Source organism: Rhizobium sp. AG855, assembly GCF_003610655.1.
GTDB lineage: Bacteria > Pseudomonadota > Alphaproteobacteria > Rhizobiales > Rhizobiaceae > Allorhizobium > Allorhizobium wuzhouense.
On the sequence record NZ_RAQG01000003.1, the window covers coordinates 273,950 to 289,793 of the forward strand.

Here is a 15,844-nt window from a genome sequence, read left to right on the forward strand (position 1 = left end):
CCCCATGACCTTCCGCATTGCCGTCGGTGGCATCCATACCGAATGCTCCACTTCGTCGCCTGTCCTGATGCAACCCGAGGACTTTCGCGTGCTGCGCGGGCCAGACCTGCTGGCGCATGAGTATTTCGACTTCCTCGCTGACGAGGCGGTCGAGCATCTTCCGCTTTTGCATGCCCGGGCGGTTCCGGGTGGTCCGGTGTCGCGTGCGACCTATGAGGCTTTCAAGGCGGAATTTCTTGAACGGCTTCAGGCAGCATTGCCGATCGACGGTCTCTATCTCGCCATGCATGGCGCGATGAATGTCGAGGGCATGGATGATGCCGAGGGCGACTGGATTTCGGCGGCCCGCGCCATCGTCGGGCCCGATGTGCCGGTGGCGGCGAGCTATGACCTGCACGGCAATGTCACGCAGACGATCGTCGATCAGCTGGATATCTTCGCGGGGTATCGCACGGCGCCGCATATCGATGTGCGCGAGACCATGGTTCGGGCCTGGTCGATGCTGGTGCGGGCACTGACTACGGGCGCGAAGCCGGGGGTTGCCTGGGCGCCGGTGCCGGTGCTTCTGCCCGGCGAGCGGACCTCGACCGAGGACGAACCGGCCAGGAGCCTCTATCTGAAGCTGCCGGAGCACGATGCGGTTGCAGGGATCTGGGATGCCAATCTCATGGTGGGCTATGTCTGGGCTGACGAGCCGCGCGCCACGGCCTGTGCCGTCGTCACGGCCGTGGACAAGGCTGCGGCAGAGAAGGTGACCGCAGCAATCGCCCAGTCCTATTGGGATGCCCGCGAGGACTTCCGTTTCGGTCCCGTCACAGGCCCGCTGCCCGAGATGCTTGAGATCGCCGAGCGCACCGAGACCCGACCGATCATTCTCGCCGATTCCGGCGACAACCCGACCGGCGGTGGCGTCGGAGATCGCGCCGACGTGCTGAAGGCGCTTCTGGCGCGGTCGATCGACGACGTGCTGATTGCCGGCATCACCGATCGTCCGGCCGTCGAACGCTGCTTTGCAGCCGGTGCGGGCACGCGGGTCTCGCTCAAGGTCGGTGGTTCGCTCGATCCGGCTAGCCCCTCCGTCGAAGTCGAGGCCGATGTCATCTTCCTCGATGATCCGGGTTCGTCCGGCGAGCAGCAGGCGGTCGTCAAGGTCGGTGGCATCACGCTGGTGCTCGCGGCGCGGCGCCGGCCCTATCACAATATCGCGGATTTCACCCGCCTCGGGCTCGATCCGACCAAGGTGCGGCTGCTGGTGGTGAAATCGGGTTACCTCTCGCCTGAACTCGCGCCGATCGCCAACCCGAACCTGATGGCGCTGACCGACGGCGTGATCAACCAGGATATCGAGAACCTGCCGAGCCGTCGCCGCCACCAGCCCAGCTATCCCTTCATCAAGGATTTCAGCTATACGGCGAAGACGTTTTTTTCGAAGCGATTCCCTTGATTGTCTGAATAGCGCGCCGCTCCCTCGGGCGGCGCGAACCCCAACCCGATTGTTCCTCTCATGTTGTCGTCCTTTTCGGTGGTCTATCGCCACAAGCCGATCCGGGTCAGCGCGGCCGCGATCTTCTTCTTCGGCTTCTCTGGCGCCGCGACGTCTCCCTACATGTCGCTGATCGGCATCCGAGAACTCGGGCTTTCGGATGCCGTCTATTCGGTGCTGAGCTTTCTGGCGGCGGTGGTCAATGTCAGCGCCAGCGTGACCGCCGGCATTGTCGCGGATCGGCTGGGGCATTTTCGCTCGCCGATGATCCTTGCGGCCATCTTCGGCGTGTGCGGATTCGGACTGGTCTATCTGGTGCCGACGCCGGTGATGTTTGCGATCGCCACACTCACGCTGATCCCGGTCTTCGGAACCATCAATTCGCTGGTCTTCGCCAACATCCGCACCGTTTCCGTCGGCATGGCGGTTCGCGAATTGATGGCCGTGAATTCCGCTGTCCGGGCCGTCCTGTCGGCGTCCTGGGTGCTGGTCCCCGGCATTGTCGGTGCGCTTCTGGCGGGGCAGCCGAGCATGCTTCCAGCCTTTCTGCTGGCAAGCCTCGCCTGCCTGGTCTGCCTTCTGCTGTTTGTGTTCGGCCTGGAACGGAATGCCCCGAAGCCGGAGGGCGAACGGCAGCATTATTCCTTCTTCCGCTCGATCCGACAGATCGGTTCCGCCAGCGTCTTGCCGCGGCTTTTCGCTGTTTCGCTGATCTCGGCGATGCTGCATGCCAATGGCACCGTGCTGCCCTTGATCGTCACCGGCAAGGCCGGCGGGACGCCCGCCGACGTGGGCGTGATCGTCGGTATCGTCGCCTTCCTCGAAATCATCTTCATCCTGTTCTGGGGATGGGTCGAGGGGCGGACCTCGATCCTCTTTGCCATGGTCGCGGCCGCGCTGATCTATTGCAGCTATCTGGTCTTTCTCGGCCTCGCCGACCGGCCGATGGATGTCTATCTTCTGACGCTGGTGTCAGGTTTGGGGGCGGCCGGCATCATCGCGATCCCGATCACCTATCTGCAGAACCTGATCTCCGACCGGGCCGGCCTCGGCAGTTCGCTGATCGCGGTCAACATCTTCTTAAGCGGAGGCATGGCGTCGCTAATGTTTGCGCTCGGCACCAGCATCAGCGACTATGCGGGAACGGCGATCATCGCCTCCATCGCAGGCTTTACGGGTGTTTGTCTGTTGTGGCTGCTCGATGGTAGGCCAGTGGCAAAGGCACAAGGTTGAGGGATCGCGGATCGTGACGTCTGAGGGGTATTTCGGTAAGCCGCTGCTCGAAGTCTGCGTCGATGACGTCGCGGGGCTGGATGCGGCGATTGCCGGCGGCGCCGATCGCATCGAACTCTGTTCTGCACTCGGCTCGGGCGGCCTCACGCCCTCGCGTGGCTTCATGGCGATCGCAGCGCAAGCGCCTGTTCCCGTCAATGCGCTGATACGGCCCCGCGCCGGCGGCTTCACCTATTCCGAGACGGAAGTCTCATTGATGGAAGCGGATATCGCCGCTGCTCGTGAAGCCGGCCTTGCCGGCGTGGTGATCGGGGCCACCAATTCTAAGGGCGCTTTGAATCCCCTTGTGATCGCGCGACTGGTCAAGGCGGCGCAAGGGCTTGATCTCACCCTGCACCGGGCCATCGATGTCGTCGAGGATATCGATGCCGCGCTCGATCTCGCCATCGAGTTCCGCTTCTCCCGGATCCTGACGTCGGGGGGCGCTCGCCATGCGGAAGAAGGGATCAGCACCCTTGCGCGGCTCGCGCAGCGTGGTTCCGGCCGTATCTCCATCATGCCCGGCGGGGGGGTGCGACCGGACAATGCTGCATTGTTTCTCGCCCTTCCCGGAATTCGTGAGCTGCATGCGTCCTGCAGCCAGGAGGGGCCGAGTGAGCGGCGGTTGGCCGAACTCGGCTTTTCAGCGCAAAACACGCGCCGTACAGATGCGGAAACCGTGCGGGCTCTGAAGTCCCGCATGCTCGCAACACCGGACTGAGGCTCAGGAGGCGAGGGCCTTGGTGTCCTGCAGGGCAAGCCGCTTGAGGGTGTCGTCCGCTGTCATCGGCTTGCCGAAGTAATAACCCTGCACCGCGCGAACGCCGAGATTTTCGAGGATGTGCAGCTCCTCTTCGGTCTCGACACCCTCGACGATCGCCTCCAGCTCCATCTCGGCGCACATGGCCAGAACAGACTTGACGATGTTGAAGCTCGCCTTGCGGGTGTGGATGTTGCGGACGAAGCTGCCGTCGATCTTGATCTTGGTGAGCGGCAGCTTGTGCACGTGGTTCAAGCTGGAATAGCCCGTGCCGAAGTCGTCGAGCGAAATGCCGGCACCCAGTTCCCGCAGCATCTGGATCGAGGCGCTGGCCTGCTCGAAGTCGTGCATGACGGCGGTTTCGGTGATCTCGAAATTGATGCGGCGCGGATCGAAGCCACTCTTCAGCACGATCGCCACAATTTTCAGAATGTTCTCCGGCGACGTCAGGTCGTGCGGCGACAGGTTGAAGGAGAGATAGATATCATCAGGCCAAAGCGTTGCCGTCTTCAGCGCCCGCGCCAGAAGCATGCGGGTGATGAGCGTGATGCGGCCATTGTGTTCTGCCACGGGAATGAATTCCGCCGGAGAGACCTGGCCGATCCGCGGGCTTTGCCAGCGTGCAAGCGCCTCAAAGCCGATGCAGATGCGACGGTCGACACAGGTGATCGGCTGGAAGACCAGAGACAGTTCCTTGTCGAGATCGGCCGCCACCATTGCTTCCTCGACCACCTTCTGGCGGTTCAATTCGTTCGCCTGGACAGCGTTGAAGATGACCGTTCCGGCACGATGATGGCGTTTGGCGGTATAGAGTGCGTAATCCGCGAGCTCGTAGATCTCCTGTCCCGTTTCACCGACATCGGGATAGATGGCGAAGCCAACCGAGCCGGTGACCTGGACCATGCCGCTGCCAATGTTGATCCGCTCGGCGATCAGTTCGCAGACCTTCGCGCCCAGCGCGTTGGCGCTGTCCTCCGTTACGTCCCCCTGCAGCAGGAGGCCGAATTCGTCGCCGCCAAGCCGATAGACCGACAAACGGGGATCAGTAATCGTGGAGAGACGGTTGCTGATCTCGATCAGCACCTTGTCGCCTGCCGAATGGCCATAGAGATCATTGACCGGCTTGAACCCGTCCAGGTCGATGACGCCGACAGCCAGCTTGCCATCGGTGCTGCTTTCCCGGGCAAAGGCCGTTTCCAGCATGGCGAAGAAGCTTCGACGGTTGGCGAGCTGGGTGAGGCTGTCGAGGTTGGCGAGGCGCAGGTTTTCATCCGAGAGAACCTGCATGGCCTTGTTCTGCTCTTGCAGAGCCTGCTGCTGCAGCATCAGCACATTGCGCGATTCATGCAGCTGGCGAAAATCCCGGTAATGCGAGACCAGAATCATGATCATCGCCATGGTGACCAAGATCACGTTCACACCGGTGGCGATGAAGGTGGGGTGACCGCTCAGACACATCACCACGAAGAAGGGAAGGTTGACGGTGACCGTGACGATCAGCGCGGCCGATCGCAGATGCATCAGACAGAAGATACAGCCGATGACGGTGATTGCCATGAAGAAGGCGACATGGGCCTGCTGATAGGCATCGCCATAAGGCAGAAGAGAGAGCGACCATCCGGTGCAGAAGACCGCAATTGGCAAGGAGAGGAGATTGGTCGCCTTCAGTTGGCGATAAGCCTGTTCCGCTGTGCGCTGACGTTTGCGACCACGCAGCCAGATCAGCGAGCGCAAGACGAAGAGTGCGATGAAGAAGGATGGCAGATAGATGACGAGATAATCCGGTGCCGTGCCCTGGTGCGTCCAGGCGAGCGAGATCATGTTTGTCGCAAGAATGAAGTAGAGAAGTGGAACCTGCTTCGAGAAGGCTTCGAACTGGGCAGCGGTCAGAGCCGGATTGCCGTTCGGGACTTTAAGCAGCTCAAACCACTGTCCCAGGCGTGTCCGGAAATGGTGCGTCGTCCGAATTTTATCCACGCGGTCCGCTTTCATCATCGCTCCCCCAGCGTTCGTTCTATATGAGACTCCGTTAAAATTGCGGAAAGCGTCGACCATAAAATTGCACCGAGAAATTTGGCCGATGTCACAGGAGCGTTGCGATTGGCGGCGGACGCCGATATCAGGGGCCGAAACGACGGGAGATTTCGGACAGTGACATTGAACGCTCGCCAGCTGGTTGTCTTTCTTGTCTCGACCTTGGCCGCCGTGGCCGCAGTGGCACAAGAGTGGACGGCGACGGAAAAGGTCGACCACTACAAGGTCAATGGCACTTCGCCGATGGAACTCTACCAGTCGATCGGCGAGCGTGGCCCGAAGCTCGGCGGCGGGCGTGTGATCGCCCATACGAGCTTCAAGCTGACCTGGCAGCGGGACTATCAACAGCAGGGGGCGGCCTGTGTGTTGGCTTCGGCCAAGCCGAAGCTTGTCATCACCTACACCTTGCCGAAGCCGACCCAGAAACTGCCGGCAGACGTGGCGGTGAAGTGGAGCAAATTCTACGATGGGATCGTGACGCACGAGAAACTGCACGGCCAGTTCATGCGGGACCTCACCCAGCAGATCCAGGATATCTCGGTCGGTCTGCGCGATGAGAACGATCCCGGCTGCAAGAAGGTGCGGGCGGCTTTGCAGGCCCAGCTGAAGCCGATCTCGGATGCGCATGTGGCGCGCCACAGCGAATACGATCAGGTCGAGATGTCACCGGGCGGTGCTGTGCATCAGCTGATCCTGGCTTTCCTCAATCCGTGAAATGAAAAGGCGCCCGCATGGGGCGCCTTCAATTCTCGATCAGACCCGTTCCAGGGCGATCGCGATGCCCTGGCCGACGCCGATGCACATGGTGGAGAGCGCATAGCGCCCGCCTGTTTCCCTGAGCTCCAGCGCGGCCGTTCCGGCAATGCGCGCGCCGGACATGCCGAGTGGATGGCCAAGCGCGATGGCGCCACCGTTGCGGTTGACGCGCGGGTCGTCGTCGGCGATGCCGAGATCGCGGAGCGTGGCGATGCCCTGGCTTGCAAAGGCCTCGTTCAGTTCGACGACGTCGATCTGCTGTTGCGTCAGGCCGAGACGGGCGAGCAGCTTCTTCGAGGCCGGGGCCGGGCCGAAGCCCATGATGCGCGGCGGGACGCCCGCCGTCGCACCACCCAGGACGCGGGCGATTGGGTTGAGGCCGTATTTCTTCACGGCCGCTTCCGAAGCGATGATCAGGGCAGCGGCCCCGTCATTGACGCCGGACGCATTGCCAGCGGTGACGGTAGCCCCTTCCATCTTGTTGACCGGCTTCAGCTTGGCGAGCGCCTCAACCGATGTCGCGCGCGGATGTTCGTCGCGGTCGACGATCACGGGATCGCCCTTGCGCTGGGGTACGGTGACGGGCGTGATTTCCTTCGCCAACCGGCCATTGGCTTGCGCTTCCGCCGCCTTGGCTTGGCTGCGCACGGCAAAGGCATCCTGGTCCTCACGCGACACCTTGAAGTCGATCGCGACGTTGTCGCCGGTCTCCGGCATGGAATCGACGCCGTATTGCTTCTTCATCAGCGGATTGACGAAGCGCCAGCCGATTGTGGTGTCGTAGATCTCCGCATTGCGCGAGAAGGCGGTTTCCGCCTTGGGCAAAACGAAGGGCGCGCGGCTCATGCTTTCGACGCCGCCAGCGATCATCAGCTCGGCCTCGCCGGCCTTGATTGCGCGGGCAGCGGTGATGACGGCATCCATGCCGGAGCCGCAGAGGCGGTTGATCGTGGTGCCCGTCACCGAAACGGGCAGGCCCGCGAGCAGGGCGGACATGCGGGCGACGTTGCGGTTGTCTTCGCCGGCCTGGTTGGCGCAGCCGTAGATCACGTCCTCGACGGCTTCCCAGTCGATGCCGGAATGCCGCTCCATCAGCGCCTTCAGCGGCACGGCGCCAAGATCGTCGGCGCGGACGGAGGAGAGCGAACCGCCGAAACGGCCGATGGGTGTGCGGATGTAATCGCAGATAAAGGCTTCGGTCATTGGGTTTTCCTTACAGCGCTGGCACGACGAGGTCGGCAACCGGACCGTCCGTGTGGAGCTTGGCGCCGGTCATGGCCTGCAGCTCGTCCATGGTCATGGGGCCAAGCTTTTCGCGCACCACGAACTTACCATCGACGATGTCGATCACGGCGTGGCTCGTATACACGCGGGTGATGCAGCCGACACCGGTCAGCGGGAAGGTGCAGCGCTCGACCAGTTTCGGCTTGCCGTCCTTGGTCACATGTTCGGTGATGACGACCACCTGCTTTGCGCCATGCACAAGATCCATGGCGCCGCCGACGGCGGGAACGCCCTTGGAGCCGACGCGCCAGTTGGCGAGGTCACCGTTTTCCGCGACCTGATAGGCGCCGAGGATTGCGACGTCGAGATGGCCGCCGCGGACCATGGCGAAGCTGTCGGCATGGTGGAAGAAGGCAGCGCCCGGCTTCAGCGTGATCGCCTTCTTGCCGGCATTGATGAGGTCCCAGTCTTCCTCGCCGGCAGCGGGCGCTTCACCGAAGTTCAGCACGCCGTTTTCGGTATGGAAGATCGCCTCGCGGCCGGGTGGCTGGAACTTGGCGACCATTTCCGGAAAGCCGATGCCGAGGTTCACATAGGCCCCGTCGGCGATGTCCTGGGCCGCGCGCCAGGCGATCTGGGCGTTGGAAAGCTTGATGTCCTCGCGGGTGTCGATGGCTGTTGCGTCGGTCATGCGTATTCCACTCCGGCCCGGATGAGCTCTTCTTCCTGTTGCGGGTTGGCGACTTCGACGACGCCATCGACAAAGATGCCGGGGGTTATGACCTGCTCGGGATCAATCTCGCCGGGCTTCACGATCTTCGAGACCTGGGCGATGGTCTTTGCGGCGGCCATGCACATCAGCGGATTGAAGTTGCGGCCGGCCATGCGGTAGGTGAGGTTGCCCATGGTGTCGCCGACATGCGCCTTGACGATGGCGAAATCGGCCTTGAGCCAGCGTTCCTGCACATATTGGCGGCCATCGAATTCGGCAATCACCTTGCCGTTGGCAAGCTCGGTGCCGAAGCCGGTCGGCGTGTAGAAGGCCGGGATGCCGGCGCCGCCGGCGCGGATGCGCTCGGCAAGCGTGCCCTGCGGCACGAGTTCCAGCTCGATCTGACCGGCGAGATAACGGTCGGTGAAGGCGCGCGGATCGGAGGAGCGCGGGAAGGAGCAGATCATCTTCCTGACCAGACCCGCATCGATCATCGCGGCAATGCCGATGCGACCGTTGCCGGCATTGTTGTTGATGACGGTCAGACCCTTCGGGCCCTTGTCGATGAGCGCGTGAATGAGTTCGATCGGCGCGCCGGAGCCGCCGAAGCCGCCGATCATGACGGTTGCGCCATCGCCGATCCCGGCCACGGCATCCGCCAGGCTTGCAATTCTCTTGTCCATGGGAACTCCCGTTTCCGTCTGGCGGTCGCCCGCCTCCTCGGCAGACAAATAAGTCCGGACGGACATCGACAGCAAGGCAATTGTGCGATATTTGATATTTGTTCGATAATCGCACAAAAGATGGGGAGTGTGGCATGGCGATTGGTGAGCGGGATCTGATGGGTGGTTTCGCCAAAGGCCTGAAGGTGCTCGAAGCTTTCGGTGTCGAGCGCCAGCGGCTCAGCATCACCGAAGCGTCCGAGGTCAGTGGGCTCGACCGGGCCACCACACGGCGCTGCCTGCTCACACTCGCGGACCTTGGATATGCGGATTACGACGGGAAGTTCTTCTCTCTTACGCCAAAGATCTTGCGCATCGGCCATGCCTGGCTGTCTGCGACACCGTTGCCGATGCTCCTGCAGCCTCATCTCGATCAGTTGTCCGAACGTGTGGGTCACAGCGCCTCGGCCTCGATCCTCGACAATAGCGAGATCGTCTATATCGCCCGCGCCTCCCAGAAGCGGGTGATGTCGATCAACCTGATGCCCGGTTCGCGGCTGCCAGCCTATAGTGCGTCCATGGGGCGGGTGTTGCTCGCAGCGCTTTCGGATGCCGAGGTCGACGCCATCTTGTCGAGGTCGCAGTTGAAGGCGCATACGCCGCGTACGTTGACCGATCCCATGGCGATCAAGGCAGAAATCGCGCGCGTTCGCGAACAGGGTTATGCCGTGATCGACCAGGAACTGGAAATCGGCCTTTGTTCGATTGCGGTTCCTGTTCGCAATGATCGCGGGCGTGTTGTCGCAGCGATCAATGTCGGCGCGCCCGCTGCCGTGCTGCCCGCTTCGGAACTGCCTGGACATTGCCTTCCGGCCTTGCGGGAGGTTCAGGCGAGGTTGAAACCTCTGCTTGCCTGATGTCTCATGCCTTCGCCGCCTCGATCGCCGCTTCCCGGATCGTGCGCATCAAAAGTGCAAGCGGCATGGAGGGAACGGCATCCGCCCTGACGGTGAGCCCGACAGGTCCCTTGGTCTCGCTTGTGTCGATCGGCAGCGTCGCCAGGATACCGTCCGCCAGATCCGTCGCCACGACCCCTGCGGAGATGATCCAGACTGCATCCGTCTGACGCACGAAGGCGCGGCCGAAACTATCCGATACGGTCTCGATCTGGGTGGGCAGGCCGGAAATGCCATTGGCTATCAGAAACCGCTCGACGAAAGGGCGGATGATCGAGGCCCGGGTGGGCATCAGCACCGGGTAGCGCTCCAGTTCGCCGAAAAGGTCGGAGCCGGCCGACAACAGGGGATGACCGGCGCGCACACAGAAGATCACCTGTTCGGAATAGAGATGCTCGAAGGAAAAGCCGGTCATCTGTTCGGGCGCCGCCAGACGGCCGACGACGAGGTCGAGGTCGCCCACCCGCAGCTGTTCGAGCAGCACAGCATTTTCGCCGGTGACGATCTTGATGCGGGCGGGCACGTCTTCCTTCAGGAAGAGCGTCATTGCCTGCGGCATGATCCGGGTCGAGACCGTCGGCAGGGCGCCGATCCGGATTGGCGGCGCGTCGGCGTGCAGCGCATGGGAAACGGAATCGAATCCCTGGCGCAGCGCCGTCAGGGCAGCGCCGGCATGTTTGAGAAACGCTTCGCCATAGCGGGTGATCTTGATGCCGCGCCCGTCCCGTTCGAACACCGCGACTCCCAGCACCTCCTCGAGTTCCCGGATCGTCTTCGTCACCGCCGGCTGGCTGACATGCAGCAATTCCGCCGCCTTCATCACGCTTTTCTGGCGCGAGACCTCGACGAAGGTTTGCAGATGGCGAAACTTGACGCGATTGTCGATCATGAAATCATAACCCTGCGGTTAGATGTTTCGTGGAAAACATCATTTTACCTAACCAAATCGCATGAGCAATATGGTGTCAACGGAGGAGGAACCCGTGCAGTTCGTTCAGGTCAACGGCGTCAGCCTGCATCACCAGATCATCGGTGGGCCGGGCAACAAGCCGGTCATCGTCTTCATCAATTCGCTCGGCACCGATTTCCGTATCTGGCGCGATGTGATCGTCCGGCTCGCCGGCAGCTATCCGCTGCTGACCTATGACAAGCGTGGTCACGGGCTCTCTGATGTCGGACAGGCGCCCTATTCGATCGAGGACCATGTCGACGATCTGATCGGCGTGCTCGAGCATCTCAAGGTTCGTGATGCCGTGATCTGCGGACTGTCCGTCGGCGGGCTGATCGCGCAAGGTCTCTATGCCCGGCGTCCGGATCTTGTGAAGGCGATGATCCTTTGCGACACGGCCCACAAGATCGGAACGGCTGACATGTGGGCCGCCCGGATTTCGGCGATCGAACAAACGGGACTCTCGGGCATCGTCGATGGTGTCATGGAGCGCTGGTTTACCCCGTCCTTTCGCGAAAACGATCCCGCGTTCCCGGGCTATCGCAACATGATGCTGCGCCAGCCGGTCGAGGGCTATACCGGCACCTGTGCCGCGATCCGCGATGCCGATTTCACCGAGGCTGCCAAGCGCATCGCTGTCCCGACGCTTTGCGTCGTTGGTGATCAGGATGGGGCAACGCCGCCCGAACTCGTGCTGTCGCTCGCCAAGCTCGTGCCCGGCGCGCGCTACGAGGTCATCCAGGGCGCCGGCCACATTCCCTGCGTCGAGCAGCCGGAAATTCTCACCACCCTCATCGAGGCCTTCCTCGCGCCCATCATTTCAGGAGAGCCAGCCCATGGCTGACGCCCGCAGTCCATCAGACCGTTATCGACAGGGCATGGCGACACGCCGCCGGGTGCTGGGCGACGCCCATGTCGATCGCGCCTCGTCGTCCGCGACGCCGTTCGATCAGCCCTTCCAGGAGATGATCACCGAAGGCGCCTGGGGCACTGTCTGGTCGCGTCCCGGCATCAGTTCGCGCGAACGGTCAATGATCACCATCGCGCTGCTGGCCGCGCTCGGGCATGACGAAGAAGTTGCCATGCATGTGCGCGCCACTGCCAATACCGGGGCGAGCCGCGAAGATATCACCGAAGCGCTGATGCATGTCGCCATCTATGCCGGTGTTCCCGCAGCCAACAGGGCTTTCAAGATCGCCAAGCACGTGTTTGATAAGATGGATGCCGGCGAGATCGGGGGAGGGGATCATGACTGATTTGTCCAACAAGAAGCCGGAGACGGGCGCCTTCTTCCCGCGCGACCGAAATTTGCATCCGCCGGCTTTTACCCCGACCTACAAGACCTCGGTCCTGCGCTCGCCGCAAAAGGCACTGCTGTCTCTCGATGGCACCAAGTCCGAGATCACAGGCCCGGTCTTCGGTCATTCAATCCTCGGCGAACTCGACAACGACCTGATCCACAATTTCGCCAAGCCCGGCGAGAGCGCCATCGGTGAGCGGATCATCGTGCATGGCCGCGTGCTCGACGAGCGCGGGCGCCCCGTTCCCGGCGCTCTCGTCGAGTTCTGGCAGGCCAATGCCGGCGGGCGTTACCGCCACAAGAAGGAAAGCTATCTGGCGGCCCTCGATCCGAATTTCGGCGGCTGCGGCCGCACGATCACCGACGAGAACGGCTATTATGCCTTCCGCACCATCAAGCCGGGTCCTTATCCCTGGCCGAACGGCGTCAACGACTGGCGTCCGGCGCATATCCATTTCTCGATCTTCGGCCATGGTTTCTCGCAGCGCCTGATCACCCAGATGTATTTCGAGGGCGATCCGATGATCTGGAAATGTCCGATCGTGCTGACCATCCCGGATCGCAAGGCGATCGAACAGCTTGTCGCCGTCCTCGACTGGTCCGCGACCATTCCGATGGACGCCCGCGCCTACAAGTTCGACATCGTGCTCCGTGGCCGGCGCTCGACCCTGTTTGAAAACCGGATGGAGGGGAATTGATGGTCCAGGATCTCGGTTACCTCAAGGAAAGCGCCTCGCAGACGGCCGGTCCCTATGTCCATATCGGCCTCACGCCGAACTTCGCCGACATCAAGGGTGTCTATCCCGTCGATCTCGGCACGAGCATGGTCAACGACAAGACGCGCGGCGAGCGGATCACGCTCACCGGTCGCGTCATCGACGGCTCCGGCACGCCGCTCAAGGATGCGCTGATCGAAATCTGGCAGGCGGATGCCGACGGGCTGTACAACAGTCCTTCGGAGACGCGCGGCAGTGCGGATCCCCACTTTACCGGCTGGGGACGCTGCCCCTGCGATCTCGTCAGCGGCGAGTATCGGTTCGAAACGATCAAGCCGGGCCGGGTGCCCTTCCGGGACGGACGCCTGATGGCGCCGCATATCTCGTTCTGGATCGTCGCGCGCGGCATCAATCTCGGCCTCAACACGCGCCTCTATTTCGGTGACGAAGAGGCGGCGAATGCCGAAGATCCGATCCTGGCGCGCATCGAGCACCGGGTGCGTGTGCCCACCCTGATTGCGCAGCGGGACGGTTCGACCTATCACTTCGACATTCACCTGCAGGGGGAAAAGGAGACGGTCTTCTTCGACCTTTGAGAAGGACGCCATAAAAAGCATGACCGCATCCGTCTTCGATCATCCCCTCCTCTCCGGTCTTCTCGGCGATACAGAGGTGGCGGCGCAATTCTCCACTGCCACCGAACTCCAGGCGATGCTTTCCTTCGAGGTGGCGCTGGCCAAGGCCGAGGCGGAGGAGGGACTGATCCCGGTCTCCGCCGCAGAGGCGATTGCCGGTCTTGCAGAAGACTTCGTTGCCGATCTCGATGCGTTGAACCAGGCAACCGCGCGCGATGGCGTGGTGATCCCGGATCTGGTGCGCCAATGGCGTGCGGCGCTTGGCGAGCACGCATCGCATCTGCATTTCGGGGCGACCAGTCAGGACGCCATCGACAGCGGTATGATGCTGCGACTGAGCGAGGTGCTCCGGATTTTATCGCAACGGCTTGCTGCCATCATCGCCGCGCTCGACGGCTTGGAAACCCGCTTCGGCCACCAGCCTCTGATGGGCAGGACGCGCATGCAGGCGGCGATCGAGATCACGGTTGCCGACCGCCTCAAGTCTTGGCGCCTGCCACTCGTGGAACTGCGTGATGCGGTGGCGGCGCTCTCCGGTGCGGGGCTACCGGTTCAGTTCGGTGGTGCGGCCGGCACGCTGGAAAAGCTCGGAACATCGGCCGTTCCGGTCCGGGCGCGGCTTGCCTCAGACCTCCGCCTTTCCGACAGGTCGCAGTGGCACAGCCAGCGCAGCATCATCACCGAACTCGGCGGTCTTTTTGCCCGCATCACGGGCAGTCTCGGCAAGACGGGGCAGGATCTGGCGCTGATGGCCGATGCCGGAACGGCGCTCCTCGGCGGCGGCGGTGCATCCTCGGCCATGCCGCACAAGCGCAATCCGGTCAAGGCCGAGGTCCTGGTGACGCTCGCCCGTTTCAACGCCGTCCAGATATCCGGTTTGCACCAGGCGATGGTGCATGAGCAGGAGCGGTCGGGGGCGGCCTGGACGCTCGAATGGATGCTGCTGCCGCAGATGGCCGTCGCAGCGGGCGCATCGACGCGGATCGCGGCAGACCTGCTCGGCTCCGTCGAGCGGTTGGGCGACGCCTGATCAGGTCTCGCCGCGCCCGGCGCCGTCAGTTTTAATGTAACGCCGGCTGATGCTGCGGATGGTCTGCACCTGACGGACGAACTGGCTGCACTTGTCACAGCCGAACAAATGCAGGCGCAGGCCCAGGCCTTCGCGCACCGTGAGGCCGCGATCCAGCCGGTCGGATGCCAATCTCGTCGCCTCGTCGCATTTGATCATGCCATCGTCTCCTTCGGTGCGAACCAGTGTCCCTCGAGGCAGTTGCGCAGCCGCAGGCGCGCCCGGTGCATCAGCACATGAAGATTGGTCACGGTGATATCGAGTTCGGCGCAGATTTCGTGTGTCTCCAGCTCGACGAATTCCCGCATCATGAAGACGCGGCCCTGATCCGGTGGCAGATGATCAAGGCAGGTCTCGAAGATCCGCCAGAAATCCTTGCCGAGCAGGTCGACTTCCGGATTGCCCCAATGGCTCGGCTGATGCTCGACCGACCAGTGGCCGCGTGCATCGAAATAACCTGGCTCATCATCGTCGCCGGTGCCGAGCGGAATGGAAATCAGGTTTGCCGTCCGCTTCTTGTGGCGCAGCTGGTCGGCGATCTTGTTGCGCAGGATGGCGAAGACCCAGGTGCGAAAGGCGGAGCGGCCGGCAAAGGCGCCGGCGTTGCGGAGCGCGCCTGCCAAGGCTTCCTGGACCGCGTCTTCGGCCATCTGAGGATCGGAAAGCTGCAGCATGGCGAATTTCAGCATGCGTTCGCGCAGTTCTCCCACATAGACACCATCCGACAGAAAGGCGGACGCCCGATCATCGGCCCCCGCAATCTCTTCACGCCGTTTCTGCATGCCTTGCCCTCACGCCCCTGCCGGCAAAAAGACCAGCAGAGGTATAGTCGCAGAAGCGGAGGGCTTCTTACAGGCGGGGCTCAGAAAATTTACGCGCCCATGATCGCGAGGCCATAGGCGAGCAAGACGAGGGCCGTCACATTGCGCCTGAGGGCGAAATACCAGGCCGGCTGGTCGCCTTTGCGGAACATCCGATGGTCGGCCAAAAGCAACAGCAGAAAAGTGCCGGCCTGAAGCAGAAGGGCAGGCACGAGCAAAGCGTGATGCAACAGCAGAGCTGCGATCGCAATCAGCGCCGCCGCATTGCTGAAGAGCAGAAGGCCGCTCGATTTCGCCGGACTGATCTGCGCCTGGCTCCAGATCGTGCCAGCCATGAAGCAGGCGATACCGGTCCCGTAGGCGATGAAAGCGCTTTGCGCCATGGCAGCATCAATCCCGGCAAAAGGGGCGATGGCGATGGCCCAGAAGGGGAGGGCGCCGAGGTAAGCGAGGAGGCTGGAGAGTGGCTTTTCTCGATACATGAGGTCACCTCTG

General features: G+C 62.5%; 18 protein-coding genes. 10 read left to right on the plus strand and 8 right to left on the minus strand.

All coding sequences use genetic code 11. The features are described from left to right. The first annotated feature begins 4 nt into the window (after positions 1 to 4). The 3 genes from DFO46_RS01295 to DFO46_RS01305 are packed head-to-tail and all read left to right on the plus strand — an operon-like array spanning position 5 to position 3,476. Entirely contained in the window at positions 5 to 1,444 is a 1,440-nt protein-coding gene (locus DFO46_RS01295) for a M81 family metallopeptidase (RefSeq protein ID WP_120276067.1), read from the plus strand. Between the two features lie 60 nt (positions 1,445 to 1,504). Further along, complete coding sequence (locus tag DFO46_RS01300) at positions 1,505 to 2,716, plus strand: MFS transporter (protein WP_120276068.1); 1,212 nt, start codon at positions 1,505 to 1,507, stop codon at positions 2,714 to 2,716. A gap of 13 nt (positions 2,717 to 2,729) precedes the next feature. Further along, positions 2,730 to 3,476, plus strand: a complete 747-nt coding sequence (locus DFO46_RS01305) for a copper homeostasis protein CutC (protein WP_245422489.1) — start codon at positions 2,730 to 2,732, stop codon at positions 3,474 to 3,476. A 3-nt stretch (positions 3,477 to 3,479) separates the two neighbouring features. On the opposite strand, the gene DFO46_RS01310 is transcribed toward DFO46_RS01305, so the two are convergent. Further along, entirely contained in the window at positions 3,480 to 5,492 is a 2,013-nt protein-coding gene (locus tag DFO46_RS01310; RefSeq protein WP_245408932.1) for an EAL domain-containing protein, read from the minus strand. 174 nt (positions 5,493 to 5,666) lie between these two features. Here DFO46_RS01310 and DFO46_RS01315 point away from each other — a divergent pair, with 174 nt between their 5' ends. Then, positions 5,667 to 6,263, plus strand: coding sequence for a DUF922 domain-containing protein (locus DFO46_RS01315; protein WP_120276069.1), 597 nt, complete (start codon positions 5,667 to 5,669; stop codon positions 6,261 to 6,263). Positions 6,264 to 6,302: 39 nt separating this feature from the next. Here the strand turns inward: DFO46_RS01315 and pcaF are convergent, their stop codons facing one another. From pcaF to DFO46_RS01330, 3 genes are read right to left on the minus strand one after another with little or no spacing between them, the layout of a single operon-like run. Then, entirely contained in the window at positions 6,303 to 7,508 is a 1,206-nt protein-coding gene (gene pcaF / locus DFO46_RS01320; RefSeq protein ID WP_120276070.1) for a 3-oxoadipyl-CoA thiolase, read from the minus strand. A gap of 10 nt (positions 7,509 to 7,518) precedes the next feature. Further along, on the minus strand, positions 7,519 to 8,220 hold the full coding sequence (locus DFO46_RS01325; RefSeq protein ID WP_120276071.1) for a 3-oxoacid CoA-transferase subunit B: 702 nt from the start codon (positions 8,218 to 8,220) through the stop codon (positions 7,519 to 7,521). Next, the gene (locus DFO46_RS01330; protein WP_120276072.1) at positions 8,217 to 8,924 is read right to left on the minus strand and encodes a 3-oxoacid CoA-transferase subunit A; all 708 of its coding nucleotides are present in this window, start codon (positions 8,922 to 8,924) and stop codon (positions 8,217 to 8,219) included. The genes DFO46_RS01325 and DFO46_RS01330 overlap by 4 nt, the downstream gene beginning before the upstream one ends. A 140-nt stretch (positions 8,925 to 9,064) precedes the next feature. Here DFO46_RS01330 and DFO46_RS01335 point away from each other — a divergent pair, with 140 nt between their 5' ends. Next, complete coding sequence (locus DFO46_RS01335) at positions 9,065 to 9,820, plus strand: IclR family transcriptional regulator (protein WP_183041916.1); 756 nt, start codon at positions 9,065 to 9,067, stop codon at positions 9,818 to 9,820. 4 nt (positions 9,821 to 9,824) lie between these two features. Here DFO46_RS01335 and pcaQ read toward each other — a convergent pair whose 3' ends face one another. Continuing rightward, positions 9,825 to 10,748, minus strand: a complete 924-nt coding sequence (gene pcaQ / locus DFO46_RS01340; protein WP_110792532.1) for a pca operon transcription factor PcaQ — start codon at positions 10,746 to 10,748, stop codon at positions 9,825 to 9,827. Positions 10,749 to 10,842: 94 nt separating this feature from the next. Here pcaQ and pcaD point away from each other — a divergent pair, with 94 nt between their 5' ends. The 5 genes from pcaD to DFO46_RS01365 are packed head-to-tail and all read left to right on the plus strand — an operon-like array spanning position 10,843 to position 14,489. Next, positions 10,843 to 11,652 (plus strand): 3-oxoadipate enol-lactonase, encoded by an 810-nt coding sequence (gene pcaD, locus DFO46_RS01345; RefSeq protein WP_120278097.1) that lies wholly within the window; start codon positions 10,843 to 10,845, stop codon positions 11,650 to 11,652. After that, positions 11,645 to 12,064, plus strand: a complete 420-nt coding sequence (pcaC, locus tag DFO46_RS01350) for a 4-carboxymuconolactone decarboxylase (protein WP_110792533.1) — start codon at positions 11,645 to 11,647, stop codon at positions 12,062 to 12,064. Before pcaD ends, pcaC begins: the two co-directional genes overlap by 8 nt. Then, positions 12,057 to 12,806 (plus strand): protocatechuate 3,4-dioxygenase subunit beta, encoded by a 750-nt coding sequence (pcaH, locus tag DFO46_RS01355; RefSeq protein WP_110792534.1) that lies wholly within the window; start codon positions 12,057 to 12,059, stop codon positions 12,804 to 12,806. Before pcaC ends, pcaH begins: the two co-directional genes overlap by 8 nt. Beyond that, positions 12,806 to 13,420, plus strand: a complete 615-nt coding sequence (gene pcaG / locus DFO46_RS01360) for a protocatechuate 3,4-dioxygenase subunit alpha (protein ID WP_120276073.1) — start codon at positions 12,806 to 12,808, stop codon at positions 13,418 to 13,420. Before pcaH ends, pcaG begins: the two co-directional genes overlap by 1 nt. 19 nt (positions 13,421 to 13,439) lie before the next feature. Beyond that, positions 13,440 to 14,489: a 3-carboxy-cis,cis-muconate cycloisomerase gene (locus DFO46_RS01365; RefSeq protein ID WP_120276074.1), complete on the plus strand. Its 1,050-nt coding sequence runs from the start codon at positions 13,440 to 13,442 to the stop codon at positions 14,487 to 14,489. Here the strand turns inward: DFO46_RS01365 and DFO46_RS01370 are convergent, their stop codons facing one another. From DFO46_RS01370 to DFO46_RS01380, 3 genes are all read right to left on the minus strand, one after another. Further along, positions 14,490 to 14,687 (minus strand): zf-HC2 domain-containing protein, encoded by a 198-nt coding sequence (locus DFO46_RS01370; protein ID WP_120276075.1) that lies wholly within the window; start codon positions 14,685 to 14,687, stop codon positions 14,490 to 14,492. Continuing rightward, on the minus strand, positions 14,684 to 15,310 hold the full coding sequence (locus DFO46_RS01375; RefSeq protein WP_120276076.1) for a sigma-70 family RNA polymerase sigma factor: 627 nt from the start codon (positions 15,308 to 15,310) through the stop codon (positions 14,684 to 14,686). The genes DFO46_RS01370 and DFO46_RS01375 overlap by 4 nt, the downstream gene beginning before the upstream one ends. 89 nt (positions 15,311 to 15,399) lie before the next feature. Further along, on the minus strand, positions 15,400 to 15,831 hold the full coding sequence (locus DFO46_RS01380) for a DUF3429 domain-containing protein (RefSeq protein ID WP_120276077.1): 432 nt from the start codon (positions 15,829 to 15,831) through the stop codon (positions 15,400 to 15,402). Positions 15,832 to 15,844: the final 13 nt, after the last annotated feature.